Origin of the sequence: Zwartia panacis (assembly GCF_030410395.1) — a bacterium.
In the GTDB taxonomy this organism is placed as follows: domain Bacteria; phylum Pseudomonadota; class Gammaproteobacteria; order Burkholderiales; family Burkholderiaceae_B; genus Zwartia; species Zwartia panacis.
Genome location: NZ_JAUHHF010000011.1, coordinates 75109 through 88713, shown reverse-complemented (window position 1 = coordinate 88713; position 13605 = coordinate 75109). Strand labels below are relative to the sequence as shown.

13 protein-coding genes are annotated in these 13605 nt (G+C 54.7%); 8 read left to right on the top strand and 5 right to left on the bottom strand.

Translation table 11 applies throughout. From position 1 onward, the window contains the following. Window positions 1-8 precede the first annotated feature (8 nt). Entirely contained in the window at window positions 9-728 is a 720-nt protein-coding gene (locus QWY30_RS13315) for a haloacid dehalogenase type II (RefSeq protein WP_290241771.1), read from the top strand. A 56-nt stretch (window positions 729-784) separates the two neighbouring features. Here the strand turns inward: QWY30_RS13315 and QWY30_RS13310 are convergent, their stop codons facing one another. Beyond that, window positions 785-1321 (bottom strand): YaeQ family protein, encoded by a 537-nt coding sequence (locus tag QWY30_RS13310; protein WP_290241769.1) that lies wholly within the window; start codon window positions 1319-1321, stop codon window positions 785-787. A gap of 97 nt (window positions 1322-1418) precedes the next feature. Here QWY30_RS13310 and QWY30_RS13305 point away from each other — a divergent pair, with 97 nt between their 5' ends. The 3 genes from QWY30_RS13305 to cho are packed head-to-tail and all read left to right on the top strand — an operon-like array spanning window position 1419 to window position 4683. Then, window positions 1419-2201 carry a fumarylacetoacetate hydrolase family protein gene (locus QWY30_RS13305; protein WP_290241767.1) on the top strand — a complete coding sequence of 261 codons (783 nt, stop codon included), beginning with the start codon at window positions 1419-1421 and terminating at the stop codon, window positions 2199-2201. Window positions 2202-2203: 2 nt separating this feature from the next. Then, window positions 2204-3814 carry an NAD(P)/FAD-dependent oxidoreductase gene (locus QWY30_RS13300; RefSeq protein WP_290241766.1) on the top strand — a complete coding sequence of 537 codons (1611 nt, stop codon included), beginning with the start codon at window positions 2204-2206 and terminating at the stop codon, window positions 3812-3814. 14 nt (window positions 3815-3828) lie between these two features. Then, a complete protein-coding gene (gene cho, locus QWY30_RS13295) occupies window positions 3829-4683 on the top strand; it encodes an excinuclease Cho (protein ID WP_290241764.1) in 855 nt (284 codons plus the stop codon). A 39-nt stretch (window positions 4684-4722) separates the two neighbouring features. Here cho and QWY30_RS13290 read toward each other — a convergent pair whose 3' ends face one another. The 3 genes from QWY30_RS13290 to QWY30_RS13280 form a co-directional block, all read right to left on the bottom strand. Continuing rightward, the gene (locus tag QWY30_RS13290; RefSeq protein ID WP_290241762.1) at window positions 4723-5814 is read right to left on the bottom strand and encodes a DUF6817 domain-containing protein; all 1092 of its coding nucleotides are present in this window, start codon (window positions 5812-5814) and stop codon (window positions 4723-4725) included. Window positions 5815-5834: 20 nt separating this feature from the next. Further along, a complete protein-coding gene (locus QWY30_RS13285; RefSeq protein WP_290241760.1) occupies window positions 5835-7295 on the bottom strand; it encodes an N-acyl-D-amino-acid deacylase family protein in 1461 nt (486 codons plus the stop codon). A gap of 63 nt (window positions 7296-7358) precedes the next feature. Then, the gene (locus QWY30_RS13280; RefSeq protein ID WP_290241758.1) at window positions 7359-8756 is read right to left on the bottom strand and encodes a M20 family metallopeptidase; all 1398 of its coding nucleotides are present in this window, start codon (window positions 8754-8756) and stop codon (window positions 7359-7361) included. 139 nt (window positions 8757-8895) lie between these two features. On the opposite strand from QWY30_RS13280, the gene QWY30_RS13275 reads away from it, so the two are divergent. Genes QWY30_RS13275 through QWY30_RS13265 form a run of 3 tightly spaced genes read left to right on the top strand, consistent with a single transcriptional unit; the run spans window position 8896 to window position 11486 of the window. Further along, window positions 8896-10185 (top strand): MFS transporter, encoded by a 1290-nt coding sequence (locus tag QWY30_RS13275; protein WP_290241756.1) that lies wholly within the window; start codon window positions 8896-8898, stop codon window positions 10183-10185. A gap of 39 nt (window positions 10186-10224) precedes the next feature. After that, a complete protein-coding gene (locus QWY30_RS13270) occupies window positions 10225-10674 on the top strand; it encodes an acyl-CoA thioesterase (protein WP_290241753.1) in 450 nt (149 codons plus the stop codon). 23 nt (window positions 10675-10697) lie between these two features. Beyond that, on the top strand, window positions 10698-11486 hold the full coding sequence (locus QWY30_RS13265; RefSeq protein ID WP_290241751.1) for a hypothetical protein: 789 nt from the start codon (window positions 10698-10700) through the stop codon (window positions 11484-11486). 17 nt (window positions 11487-11503) lie between these two features. Here QWY30_RS13265 and QWY30_RS13260 read toward each other — a convergent pair whose 3' ends face one another. Then, window positions 11504-12286, bottom strand: a complete 783-nt coding sequence (locus QWY30_RS13260; protein ID WP_290241749.1) for an enoyl-CoA hydratase — start codon at window positions 12284-12286, stop codon at window positions 11504-11506. Between the two features lie 119 nt (window positions 12287-12405). Here QWY30_RS13260 and QWY30_RS13255 point away from each other — a divergent pair, with 119 nt between their 5' ends. Continuing rightward, window positions 12406-13602 (top strand): CaiB/BaiF CoA transferase family protein, encoded by a 1197-nt coding sequence (locus QWY30_RS13255; RefSeq protein ID WP_290241747.1) that lies wholly within the window; start codon window positions 12406-12408, stop codon window positions 13600-13602. The last annotated feature ends 3 nt before the right edge of the window (window positions 13603-13605 follow it).

The following is a 13605-nucleotide window of genomic DNA, read 5'->3' as shown; positions in this document are numbered from 1 at the left end:
GACGTCTGATGTCCTCTCTCACGACAACTGTTAAAGCCATGGTGTTCGATACGTTCGGCTCCGTGGTCGACTGGCGCGGCAGCATCACACGCGACCTGACTCGCTGGGGTCAGGAAAATGGTTTCGAAGCCGACTGGACGGCATTTGCTGTCAAATGGCGAAGCATGTACCAGCCCTCCATGGAGGCGGTCCGCAGCGGCAAGCGCCCTTTCACCATTCTCGATGTCCTGCATCGCGAATCACTCGAGGTCCTGATCAAGGAATTTGGGCTCGAAGCGATGACCGAGGCCCAGCGCGTTCATGTCAATAAAGTCTGGCATCGGCTTGACGGTTGGCCCGATGCGGTGGGTGGCTTGACCCGCCTCAAAAGCAAATACATCATCGCCCCACTTTCAAACGGCAATATTTCCTTGCTGACCGACATCGCCAAGTACACCGGGTTGCCCTGGGACCTAAATCTCTCGACCGAGGTGTTTCGCTGTTACAAACCCCAGCCACAGTCCTATCTGGGCGTCTGCGCAGCTTTACAACTCGAGCCCGGCGAAGTGATGATGTGCGCCGCCCACAATGACGATCTGCTTGCGGCCCGCAACGTGGGACTCAAAACCGCTTTTTGGCCGCGTCCGACCGAACACGGTCCGGGACAGACCACCAATCTGGTTGCGGCGCACGACTGGGACATCGTCGCCCGGGATATTCGTGACCTAGCGACCCAGATGGGCGTTTAAAGATAAGCTTTTAAGTTAGTAGATCTTGGGGCTAAGAGTCTGGGATCAGCCAGCCGTTAGCGCCAGATCTGCTGCTCAAGTGACATCTGGCCTTGATCGCAAGATACAAAGATCTCGCTATCCTGAATATTGACGTGCACAGTCATTGTGCGCGCAGCCCAGGTCGCAAGGACTTTTGTTTGCTCGGAGGGCAAGCAAACCACCTTGAGATTTCGCGTTCGGGCGAGTTTGTTTTGAACGGAATCCCACCAGATCTTGCTGGTGTGTCCGCCATAGCAATAAATCACAACCTCGGTGGCACGGCCGCAAGCTTTTAAAATACGACGTTCGTCAGGCTGGCCGACCTCGATCCAGAGATCGATCGCGCCAGTCAGATCCTTGCGCCAGAGATCGGGTTCATCCGCATCGCTGATGCCTTTTGTAAAGACAAGGTCCTCGTGTGCATTCAAGGCAAAGGCCAAAAGGCGTACCATCATTCTTTCGTCAGTTTCGGAAGGATGACGTGCCAGCGTCAAGGCGTGACTTTCGTAGTAGTGGCGATCAGAGTCCGCCACATTGAGTTCAGCTTTGTAGATTGTCGCGCGCAGGGCCATGAGTCGTCTTAAAGTACAGTCTGACGCCAGAGCGTCGAAACAGAAGTAACGGGAAATTCTGGATTATCCTTCATAACCCACACTTAAGTGAATTTTCATGACAAACCCACAGATTGACGCCATTGCTCAAACACTGCTGACCGCACGACGCACGCAGACGCCGGCTGATGCCACCCCTTTTATGGGGCAACTCAAGAGCGTCGCCGAGGCCCTGGCCGTGCAGGACATTGTCCTTGCAGCGCTGGCACTGCAACAGGCTCCGATTTCGCGTCACTGGAAATCAGGCGGCCCCTCCAGGACGGCCGAGATCTTGAACACGGCATTGCTCGATAGCGGAATCTGGAAAAATCCCGCACAGGCCGGTCATCATCACTTTAATCTGCGGCTGATCGAAATCGAAATTGGTTTTAAAACAAAACATGCCGTCACCCCGGCACAAGCACTGAACATGACGCAAGAACAAGGTCACGCCCTGATCGAGGCCTTTACTGTCACGATCGAAATTGTCGACTCACGCTGGCAACAAGGCAATGACACCGAGGCGTTGCTCAAGCTCGCGGACATGCAATCGCACGGTGCCCTGGTGGTCGGACAATGGCAACCCTATGGCGAGCAAGAAGCGCGACGCGACTGGTCCAAGCAACGCTGTACCGTCAAAATCGGTGATCAGGCTCCATTAGAATTTATCGGCACACACTCCATGCAAGACCCGCGATGGGTGATTCCCTCCTGGGTGCAACATGCGACGGCCAAGGGCCAAACGCTCCCAGCTGGTTCGATCGTCACGACAGGCAGCTGGTCAGGCGTCCCTGCAGCCCAGGCGGGCGATTTGGTTGTCGCCCAGTTTGACGGCATTGGCTCAGTCTCAATCCAGCTTTAACTATGATTCATATTACTGAACTACGCCTGCCACTCGAACACACTGAAGCTGACTTGCGCTCAGCTGTGATCGAGCGGCTTGGTATCACTCCCGCGCAATTATTGTCGTTTGAAATTTTCAAACGCAGCTACGATGCGCGCAAAAAAACCGCCCTGACTTTCATTTACACCATTGATGTCAAGGTGACAGAACCTGAGCTGTTATTAAAAAAGTTCAGGGGCGATCCTCATATTCGGCCGACACCTGATACAGAATATAAATTTGTCGTACCCGCCGCACAGCCAAGTCAAACATCGCGTCCACGCCCGATCGTCATCGGCTTTGGTCCATGCGGGATCTTTGCCGCGCTGCTTCTGGCGCAGATGGGTTTAAAACCGATTATTCTGGAGCGCGGTAAAGCCGTTCGCGAACGCACTCAGGACACCTGGAAACTTTGGCGGAAAAATATTCTCAACCCGGAATCAAACGTGCAGTTCGGTGAAGGTGGAGCCGGTACCTTTTCTGACGGCAAGCTCTATAGCCAGATCAAAGATCCTAAATTTTACGGACGCAAAGTGATCCGGGAGTTTGTCAAAGCGGGCGCTCCCGAGGAAATTCTGTATGTGGCCAAGCCGCACATCGGGACCTTTCGCCTCGTTGGCGTTGTTGAAAAAATGCGCGAAGAAATTATCGCTTTAGGTGGTGAAATTCGCTTTTCACAAAAAGTTGTCGGCTTTGATATTCAAAATCAGCAAATCCGCGCTGTCCAACTCGAAAGCGGCGAAACGCTTGCAGCAGACCATGTCATCGTCGCGCTTGGACATAGCGCGCGCGACACGTTCAAGGTTCTGCACGATGCGGGCGTCTACATGGAAGCCAAACCTTTTTCAGTCGGTTTCCGAATCGAACATCCTCAATCCCTGATCGACCGTGCGCGGCTCGGACCGAATGCAGGCAACAAACTCATTGGCGCCGCAGACTACAAGCTCGTGCATCATGCCAGTAACGGGCGAGCCGTCTACAGTTTTTGTATGTGCCCGGGTGGTACCGTTGTTGCGGCAACGTCAGAGCCTCACCGCGTTGTGACAAACGGCATGAGCCAGTATTCACGCAACGAACGCAATGCCAACGCAGGAATTGTCGTCGGGATCACGCCAGAGGATTATCCTGGCGGACCGCTTGCAGGCATCGACTTTCAGCGTCAAATCGAATCCCACGCCTATGTGTTGGGTGGCAGCACCTACGAAGCCCCCGGACAACTCGTAGGTGACTTTCTGGTGGGACGCGCTTCGACAAAGCTCGGCAGTGTGATCCCCTCTTACAAACCGGGTGTGCACCTGACAGATTTGGCCACCAGTTTACCCGCCTATGCCATCGAAGCGATCCGGGAGGCCCTACCCGCCTTTGAAAAACAAATCAAAGGCTTTTCCATGCATGATGCGGTGTTGACTGGCGTAGAGACTCGAACCTCGTCACCCCTGCGCATGACGCGCGGTGCGGACTTTCAGAGTCTGAATGTCAAAGGTCTCTACCCGGCAGGTGAAGGCGCAGGTTATGCCGGGGGCATTTTGTCCGCGGGTGTCGACGGAATCCGAGTCGCAGAGGCGCTCGCGCTCAGCTACGTGTCCGCTTAGGTCTGACCCCTCTCATGAAACGAAATTCGCGACGTCCGGATTTTGACGCCACGCTCGGCTACGAATATCCGACGCACTTGCGAGACCGTATCGCCGATCTGCCCACGACGCCCGGAGTCTATATTTTTCACGGCGAATCTGGCGATCTGCCGCTCTATATTGGCAAAAGCGTCAATATACGGTCGCGCGTCATGTCTCATCTGCGCACTGCAGATGAAGCCCGCATGTTGCGGCAGACACACAGTATCTCCTTTATCCGTACGACCGGAGAGATCGGTGCGCTCTTGCTCGAAGCCAGACTGATCAAAGAACAACAACCCCTTTTTAATCACAAGTTGCGACGTAGTCGTCATATCTGTTCAGTACGACTCGATGGCGATCAACCCGAAATTGTTTATTCCAATCAAATCGATTTTTCCAGCACTCCAGACTTGTATGGTCTGTATGCCAGTCGACATTCTGCGATCGAAGCTTTAAAGAATATTGCGGATGAACAACGGCTATGTTTCAGTGTGCTCGGTCTGGAAAAACTCACGGGGGATCGACCTTGCTTTCGCGCGATGCTCAATCGATGTGCCGGCGCCTGTCATGGTCAGGAATCTCGCGCTGCGCACCGATCGCGACTGCTTGAAAGTTTGTCGCACACACGCGTGATCTGCTGGCCCTACCCGGGTGCGATCGGCTTGATCGAGCGTTTGGATGACGAGACACAAATCCATGTCGTCAACAACTGGTTTTATCTGGGTAGTGTCGCGACGCTCGAAGAAGCACGGACGCTGCATCTGACAGCGCCCAGCTTTGACAGTGATGGCTACAAAATATTATGCAAACCGATCATGAGCGGTTCTGCGGAAATAGTCGAGCTTTGAACCTGAAACTGCCCTGATTGAACAACTCGTGGATCGCGATCAGTGCTCGGGCGTCAATGCCACGTTGTTGAGCTTATTCAGTGTTTCAGGCCACTGACGTTTCTGCGCCGACTGCAGCAGCACGCGACCCCAGGACATCCAGCCATCCCAACCGATACGTTTATCCCAGGAATTTCCCCAGCAAGCCGCAGTTTGCACGCCAGCCTCGGCATACTGTCGACCCAAATCAAAATTGCGCTCGGTCATATGTAGCTGCGACAACACCATGTAAGGCTCGGCGACCCAAGGGTTGAGCTTGATGGCTTGTTCCAGCACCGCCGCAGTCGCGGCCGATGACATCAACGGCTGGCTTTGCTGCATAACCGACCAGTACAGAGCCGCAGCAGCAGCCTCATCACCGGGCGCCATCACCTGACGTCCGTGATCAAACACGGGCGGCTGAGGCAATTGATTTTTCAGGGCAGGATGTTGCAAAAAATGACCTAAACGCGAAATCTGACCCCAGCGATAAGTCGTGGGTCGCATGGGCCCGGGCCAAAGCGCCGCCGCCCAATGCTGCTGGGCGGGCTGGGCTTTGTAATCCGGATAGCCCATATAGATGTCATCTTGCCAGCTATACCATTGCTCGCAAATGTCAGCCATGCTCACGACAATGAAGGCTGCGACATCGCGGGCGGACAACTCAAAAGGCGCGCCCTGAAGCGTAATGATTAAGCTTCCGTCATTTTTCAGGTTTCCCTTGAACAATTCGCCCAAAAACTCGATCCGCGACATCACGCAAAACAAATGGATCAAGCGTTCAGCGTCCTCACCAACCGCCTCTTGCAAACGGCCGCGTTCACTTTTAGGATCAAACTTCATCAAATCCACATGCGCATTTCCATACACGCTGTGCAACAGCCCCAACTGACGAACATGTTTGGGCTGTTGCCATAGCGTCAGCGTGCGCGCCACACCAATCAGGTGATGACGAAATGTTCCTGCCTTGTGCCAGTCTTGACCCACACCTCGTCCCAGCACAAGAGGCATGACCGGACCGAGGTCTGGGTCGTGCTGCAGCCACTCCTCGTCGAGCAGGCTGATCGCTCTGGAGAGCTGAGTCTGGTCAAGGGTGGGTAAAGATGTTGTCATGCGTGATCCTCAAAGCTCTTTCAGTTTGCCGCAGCGGGACGGGACAGGACACGGCCGGGTCGTGCGCCGGTGGCCTTGCCCTGATCCCAGACCACGGCGCCGTTCACGATCACAGTGTTGATGCCGCGCGCCATGGCGATTGGATTTTCGTATGTCGCCACTTCGTCGATCGTTTCTTCGTTGAACAATGTCAGATCGGCATATGCCCCCTCTTTCAATACACCACGGTCCGTCAATCCGAAATTGACTGCCGTCAGTCCCGTCATTTTATGTACCGCCGTCTCCAGCGAGAAAAGTCCCAGACCACGGCGGTAGTGTCCCAGCACGCGCGGAAAGGTCGACCACAAACGTGGGTGCGGAGAAGCGTCATGCGGCAAACCATCGGATCCAATCATAGTGGGACCGAACTGCATGATTTTCTGGACATCGCCCTCGTCCATGCGAAAGTAAATCGCTCCGGCAGGTAACAAACGCTCGACGGCCTCTTCTTGTGTCACACCCATTTTTTCAGCGATCTTGTCCAGATCCTGACCCGCATACTGGGGCAAGGTTTTCGACCATGTGACAATCACGCGCGCGGAAGTCACCGCTCGGCTCATCGACAAGACAGTTGAACCCGCCGTATAGGGGTAACAGTCCAGACAGATCGGCTGCTTGGCCATGCTCTTGCGGATGAATTCGAGCGTCTCATCCGAACGCCCATAATTTTTGGCGCCAATCACCTTGTGGTGCGAAATCACCACCGGCACACCCACCTCGCGACCAATGCGGAATGTCTCTTCGAGCGAGTCCATCACACCATCCGCCTCATCGCGCATATGTGTGCAATACAGACCGTTGTATTCTTTGAGAGGGCGACAAATCTCGATGACTTCCTCAGTGGGTGCCGCCACGGCAGGCTCATAAAACAAGCCTGTCGACACGCCAATCGCGCCTGCCTGCATGGCTTCGACCACGAGCTCACGCATCTGCTCGATCTGAGCAGGTGTGGCGGGCTTCTCCAGATCGTCCATCGTCGCGACTCGCAAGGTCGTATGACCCACCAGCATGGCACGATTGGTGGTCGAGGGTTCAGCGCGCAATGCATCCAGGTACTCCGCGAAGCTGCGATATTTAAACCAGTGACCCACATCATCAAGCAAATTCAAAGGTGGCGTCACAGGATCCGGAATCGGGCGCGGCATCGGTGCGAGCGACACGCCGCAGTTCCCGCCGATAATGGTCGTCACGCCCTGACTGACCTTTGGGGTCATCTCGGGACTGGACAGCATCATGCGGTCATCATGCGTATGCGCATCGATGAAGCCTGGCGCGGCGACCTGGCCCTTCAAATCGATTTCTTTTTTTCCCGAACAGCCTGAGAGATCGCCAATTTTCGCGATGCGGTCGCCATTGATTCCAATATCGCCTTTGAAACGATCCGCTCCTGTGCCATCGATCACCGTAGCATTTTTAATCAGCAAATCAAATTGTGTGCTCATCTCTTCCGACTCCAGATAAATTGAAATTCAGGCTGCGATTGGTAGTGCAACTTCGCTCGCGTCTCATGCCGCGATCTTTGCGCCCTTGTCGCCAAGATCCCAAAACAAACCCGCCATCAGTTGCAAGGATTCGCGCGCAACCGAGCCCAGCATATGTTCGTTCGGAGCATGCTGCGAACACGCTGCATAAGAGTGCGGCACCCAGACAGTTGGCAGCGCCAGGATTTTTGAAAACGCATCATTGGGCAGCGTGCCGCCGAGGTTTGGCAAGACGTCCACGTCTTTGCCTGTCGTCTGAGTGATGGAAGCTGCGGCCATTTTTACCCAGGCATTGTCAGGGTCCAAGCGCGTGGCCTCTGCCGCCTCTCCTCGGCTTGGCAAAGCCTCAACATCTGTAAAACCATGCGCATCCAGGTGCTCACGGATATGCTTGAGGAAATTTTCATTATCACTGCCCACGACGTACCGCAGCTGGCAGAAGGCAATCGCATAACCAGGAATCGCATTGACGGGTGCATCGGGATTGCCCGTTTTAAACGCAAGCGTTTCAAACGTATTCCAGGCAAAGACTCGCTCGGTTGGCGTGAGTCCCGGTTCGGCCCAGTCTGGATCGATTTCAGGATCATTGGGACCGCCGCCCACTTGAATGTTTGCCAATGCACGACGCACATTGTCAGGCAGCGAACTGGGCAACAATTTCGGTACGAGTATGCGTCCCTTCGCATCCACCATGGAGGCAATCGCATGCGCAAGACGGATACCTGGATTTTTAAGCAAACCACCCCAGTTACCCGAGTGATGACCGCCATCGCGAACATTCAAACGCAATTCAAAATTAAAGGCTCCGCGCGAGCCCAGAAACAGTGTTGGACGCGATGCAGACACCCGAGGACCATCGGACGCGAGAAAGAGATCAGCCTTGAGCAGATCTCCGTGCAGGGTGCACATTTCACGCAAACCGGGCGAGCCCATTTCTTCGCCCATCTCGATCAGCAACGTCACGTTGTAGCCCAGCTTGCCCTGGCGCGCCGTGATGACCTGCTCGAGTGCTGCGAGGTTGATCGTGTGTTGACCTTTGTTATCCGCTGTGCCACGCCCATACCAACGGTCGCCACGAATGCTCAAGGTCCAGGGTGCGAGTCCCTCGTGCCACTGTGGAGCATATCCGCGGACCACATCGCCATGCCCATAAGTCAATACGGTGAAATTTGCCTCCGGCTCGGTCCGGCGCGCAACCAGAAAAGGCGCCCCTCCTTCGATCGGATTCGGTACGATTTTGCAGTCAAAGCCCAGCTTGGTCAGCAAAGGCGTGAGCTCATCGGTGAGATAAGAAGTGAGCACCGGAATCTTGCCCGGCTCCTGACTCTCCGTCGGAATCGCGACCCTGCGTTCAAGGGTGGCCTGAAACTGACCTTGATCAAAATAGGCGGTGGCTAAATCAATGGCTTGCTGACGGCTCATGGGGGGCTCACTAGAAAAAGGACATCCCAAGCTTAAAGCTTGGCACTCAATCGCACAACCTCGCCCGCGCGAGGTTTTTTTAAGTCATTTAAAGTGGATAATAAGGAAAAAATAACCCCGAGACAGTCTAAACAATCCGATGTCCTCCCGTATCTATCGCGCTGTCAGCGTCACCGGCGCGGCCCAAGTCATTGCTAGCGCCGGCGCGCACTATCTTCCCGCCGTCATCGCGCTGCCCGCGAGCCAGGAGCTTTCGCTGTCCCCGGCCATTTTGTTTGCCGGTTTTTCCGTAGCGCTGGGTGTTTCGGCTTTAGCGGGGCCCATCTCTGGCAAACTCGTGGATCGCTTTGGCGGACGCCCCGTGCTGATGCTGTCCAATGTGATCTTCGCACTCGGACTCACGAGTCTGGGCTTTGCTCAAGGCATGTGGTCCGTGCTTTTCGCCTATGCCATACTGGGTCTGGGGATGGCCACAGGGCTTTTCGAGGTCGCTTTTTCGGCAATTGTGCGGTTGTTTGGCAAAAGCTCGCGCAATCCCATCACCGGCGTCACTCTGATCGCCGGTTTCGCGAGTTTTGTTGCGTGGACGGTCTCTGTCTACGTCGAGTCCAAGCTCGGCTGGAGTGGCGTATGTTGGTTTTGGGCCTGCGTCCACATATTGGTCGGTTTACCTCTCAATGCGTTACTGCCGAGTCCTTTGACTCCGAGCGCGGAACTCGCGCTCCAGAAAGATTCGGCTCAGGACAACTCCAAAAACCCCTCTGCAACCGTCACTGCATCTGCCACCGCATCTGTAACCGCATCTGTAACCGCATCTGTAACCGCAGCGACCACCGCAGCATCGCCCCCGCCAAATCCAGCCGACCCCGCGCCGATTCCCAGCAAGGTCACAGCTTTTTTGCTGGCCTTTGTGTTCGCCGCCAACTCCTTCGTTGGCATGGGCCTGATGATCCACATGCCACGCATGCTCGAAGGCATGGGCGTACCTCTTGCCCTGGCCTTTACCATCGGCTCGCTGGTCGGTCCCTCCCAGGTTTTGGGGCGTTTGATCGATTTCTTTTTTATGCGCAGGTGGCACCCTCTGATCAGCACTCGCCTGGCGGCGCTCACGCATCCTGTGGGCGGTGCATTGTTGCTGGCCTTTGGCGCGCCCTTCGCGATGGCGTTTGTGATCCTGCACGGTATCGGAAACGGCATCCTGATTATTGCCCGCGGCACCTTGCCCCTCGCGATTTTTGGTACAAAGGGTTATGGACAAAGGCAGGGGTGGCTGATGATGCCCTCTAAATTTGCGCAAGCCGCCGCACCCTTCTTATTCGGACTGGCGCTCACCGACTGGGGCTCGAATGTGCTTTGGTTATCCTGGGGGCTAGGTCTGAGCGTATTTGTTGCGCTTTGCCTGATTTCCACAAAATACAGACCAGCCTGATTAAAATTTTTAACACTCACACCAAGACTGAATTTTGCGATGAATGATCAGACTGCAGACACCAAACGTGCGTCACCACTCTTGCGACGTGATTTCAATTACTTTGAAACCATTACGCTACGCTGGGCGGACAACGACTCCTACGGCCATATCAATAACGCGCACTACTATTCCTTTTTCGATACGGCTGTCGATGGCTTTTTAATGCATCATTCGATGCGAACAGTCCTGGCTGGCGAATATCAAACACTGGTCGTCGCTTCCGAATGTCGATATTTTCGTCAGGTCTCTTCGCCCGGCGTGATTCAAGTCGGTGTTCGAATCGGACGCCTAGGTCGCAGCTCGATCGCTTATGAAGTCGCCGTATTCAATGACGAATCAGATGAGGCCGCCGCACAAGGCCAGTTCGTGCATGTCTGCGTGAATCGTGCCTCCCAGCGCCCCGTTGCCGTTCCGGAAAGTTTCCGCCTGGCGGCGCAGACCTTCTAAATAAAACTGGAGATCTTTCATTCATGACGAACGTTGTCACAAAAGAGCAAGCGCGCAATGAACGCCATCACTATCGCTTACCGAATGGGACTGACACCTGGATTTCATCCTATGTAGGCATCAATTCTGTTGAACGCCGCGCAAAAGGCCTGCCTCCCAGAACACCCGAGGCCTTTCCCCCACCACTCGAACCAATCGCATTTCTGGTTGAGCAAGGTGCGAACAGCATGATTCCTGGTCACTACCATCAAGCCGACCAGTTTCAAGTTTTCATGTCAGGTGAAGGCAAGTTCGGCATCAAACCTATTGAAGGTCTGACCGTGCACTATGCCATGGCGTTCACACCCTATGCACCAATTCACGCAGACCACACTGGTGTCGAGTACTACACGTTACGAAATGGTTGGGATCCTGGCGCACGCTGGATGCCTGAACACCGTGAGGCCCTCAAGGGCCGCACGAAATCATACCGGCATGGTCTGGGTGCGATTCCCGCGCTGATTGGCGATGCCGAGGGTCCCAAGCACATCGAAGGTGTCCTGACTCAGATCATCGTCCCTGCCGAGGAAGATGGGCTGCTGTGCACGCTATATCAGACGACAGGCAAAACGCCGATCACCGGCCCCTCTCCCAACACCGGTCGAGGCCAATATTGGCTCGTGATGCGCGGCCAATGCCAAATCAACGGAGAACAGGCGAGCGAACGCTCGCTGGTCTTTGTCGCTCCGGATGAAGCCGCACCCGCCATCGAATCGAGTGCAGAGGGTGTGGCGATCTTGCTGATGCAATTTCCTAAAAGGGAAAACGCCTGATCAGCGTTTTCCCCTCATCAACGACCTTTAAATTGTGCGGGCCGCTTTTCCATGAAAGCGGCTCGTCCTTCTTTGAAATCCTCGCTGGCGAAACAGATTTTGACCATTTCCTCGGCGCGTGCAAGATCCTGCTCGGCAGGATGCGCGCACACCTGACGCACAATAAACTTACTCGCCGCCACCGTCAGCGGGGCGTTTTCTGAAATAGCCTGAGTATATTGATCCACGACGCTATCAATTTCTTCGGCTGAACACACACGCGAAACAAACCCCATGCGCAAGGCGTCTGCCGCATCGAAACGGCGTGCCGTCACGAAAATATCCGTTGCGTTGGCTAGACCAATCACATCAGTGAAGCGTTTGATCCCGGTATGGCCATAGCCCAGACCCAGGCGCGCAGCCGGCATTCTAAAAGTCGAATTGTCAGAACAAATCCTGATATCACAAGCTGCCGCCAAACCCAATCCGCCACCAAAACAAAAGCCTCGAATCTTGGCGATGACCGGCTTTGAACACTCGAGCGGCGCGATCATCGAGTCGGCCACGGCGTCTTCATAGTCCTTTTGTGTTTGTGGCGAGCTGCGCAAAGTATCGAACTGGGAAATATCGGCACCCGACACAAAAGCCTTTTCTCCCTGCCCGGTGATCACGATGACCCGAACCTCTGGATCGGCGTCAAAAGCGCGAATCGCTTTGGGTAAATCCATCCACATCTGCACGGACATCGCATTCATTTTGTTGGGATTGGAGATCGTAATCGTTCCAACCGCTGCTTTTTTAGTGATCAATAACTCGGCCATGAAAGTCCCTTTAAGTAACCATTGTCTTTATATTTTTAAGGCCCCTAGTATCTCTTGCAATAATTCTCAAAGCAACATATAAAACAGGCAGTCCTTTATTCAACACCTATAAAAAAACCATGTCTAAAATTCAGGCTTCATCCGCTCTCTCCAACCTTCGTGTTCTTGACATGTCGCGCGTGCGCGCGGGTCCAAACTGCGTGCGACTGCTCGCTGACTTCGGCGCGGATGTGATCCGCATCGAGCCTCCCAAAGGCGTTGATCCCAATGAAGGGATGTTCGCAGGCAATCGCGAAGGGGGTGATTTTCAAAACCTCAACCGCAACAAGCGGGCAATGACGCTCAATCTTAAAAAACCCGGCGCACTCGACATCATGATGCGTCTGGTCAAAACAGCCGACGTCGTCGTGGAAAACTGGCGTCCTGACATTAAGAAGAAACTCGGTATCGATTACGAGTCTCTGGCCAAGGTCAATCCACGCATCATTCTGGCGAGTATTTCAGGTTTTGGCCAAGAGGGTCCGTATGCTTCTCGTCCAGGCTTTGACCAGATCATGCAAGGCATGGGCGGGCTGATGTCTGTCACCGGTATTCCGGGCCAAGGTCCAGTGCGTGCAGGTCTTGCTGTTGCAGATATGAGTGCGGGTCTGTATGCCGGCATCGGCATCCTGACGGCTCTGCTGGAGCGTGAGCGTTCAGGCAAGGGACAATGGGTGCACGCCTCGCTGCTGCATGCCCAAATCGCCATGATGGATTTCCAGGCTGCGCGTTACCTCAACGAGGGAGATGTTGCAGGGCAAGCCGGCAATGATCACCCCACGTCTACGCCCATGGGCTTATTTGAAGCGAGCGATGGCTCCTTCAACCTCGGCGCCTCAGGTCAGGGTAACTGGGTACGCTTATGCGAACTCGTCGGACATCCCGAGTGGATTGCCGATCCGGACTTTGCGAATGAAAAAACACGTACAGCCAACCGCGCCCGTTGCAACAAGCTCCTGAGCGAGGTATTCAAAACTAAACCTGTCGAATATTGGGTCGAAGCCCTCAACAATGCCGGCGTGCCTGCTGGTCCGGTCTACAACGTTCCGCAAATGTTCGCTGACAAACACGTCAAGCAAGCCAACATCGCGAAAATGGTCAAAGACAAGGCAGGCAAGGAAAAGGGGTTCATTACGCAACCTGCTGTCCTGAGCCGGACTCCTGCGGATGTCGTGACGACAGCGCCTCAATGGGGTGAGCACACGCAAGAGGTCCTGGCAGAAGTCGGTTACTCAGCCGAGGAAATCGCCAAGTTCCAGGAACAGGGCGTAGTCTGATTC

Coding starts and splice junctions, on each gene's coding strand:
- cho (WP_290241764.1), top strand. CDS start 3,829: ATGAAACGAAATTCGCGACGTCCGGATTTTGACGCCACGCTCGGCTAC.
- QWY30_RS13270 (WP_290241753.1), top strand. CDS start 10,225: ATGAATGATCAGACTGCAGACACCAAACGTGCGTCACCACTCTTGCGA.
- QWY30_RS13280 (WP_290241758.1), bottom strand. CDS start 8,756: ATGAGCCGTCAGCAAGCCATTGATTTAGCCACCGCCTATTTTGATCAA.
- QWY30_RS13260 (WP_290241749.1), bottom strand. CDS start 12,286: ATGGCCGAGTTATTGATCACTAAAAAAGCAGCGGTTGGAACGATTACG.
- QWY30_RS13275 (WP_290241756.1), top strand. CDS start 8,896: ATGTCCTCCCGTATCTATCGCGCTGTCAGCGTCACCGGCGCGGCCCAA.
- QWY30_RS13255 (WP_290241747.1), top strand. CDS start 12,406: ATGTCTAAAATTCAGGCTTCATCCGCTCTCTCCAACCTTCGTGTTCTT.
- QWY30_RS13265 (WP_290241751.1), top strand. CDS start 10,698: ATGACGAACGTTGTCACAAAAGAGCAAGCGCGCAATGAACGCCATCAC.
- QWY30_RS13290 (WP_290241762.1), bottom strand. CDS start 5,814: ATGACAACATCTTTACCCACCCTTGACCAGACTCAGCTCTCCAGAGCG.
- QWY30_RS13305 (WP_290241767.1), top strand. CDS start 1,419: ATGACAAACCCACAGATTGACGCCATTGCTCAAACACTGCTGACCGCA.
- QWY30_RS13315 (WP_290241771.1), top strand. CDS start 9: ATGTCCTCTCTCACGACAACTGTTAAAGCCATGGTGTTCGATACGTTC.
- QWY30_RS13300 (WP_290241766.1), top strand. CDS start 2,204: ATGATTCATATTACTGAACTACGCCTGCCACTCGAACACACTGAAGCT.
- QWY30_RS13310 (WP_290241769.1), bottom strand. CDS start 1,321: ATGGCCCTGCGCGCGACAATCTACAAAGCTGAACTCAATGTGGCGGAC.
- QWY30_RS13285 (WP_290241760.1), bottom strand. CDS start 7,295: ATGAGCACACAATTTGATTTGCTGATTAAAAATGCTACGGTGATCGAT.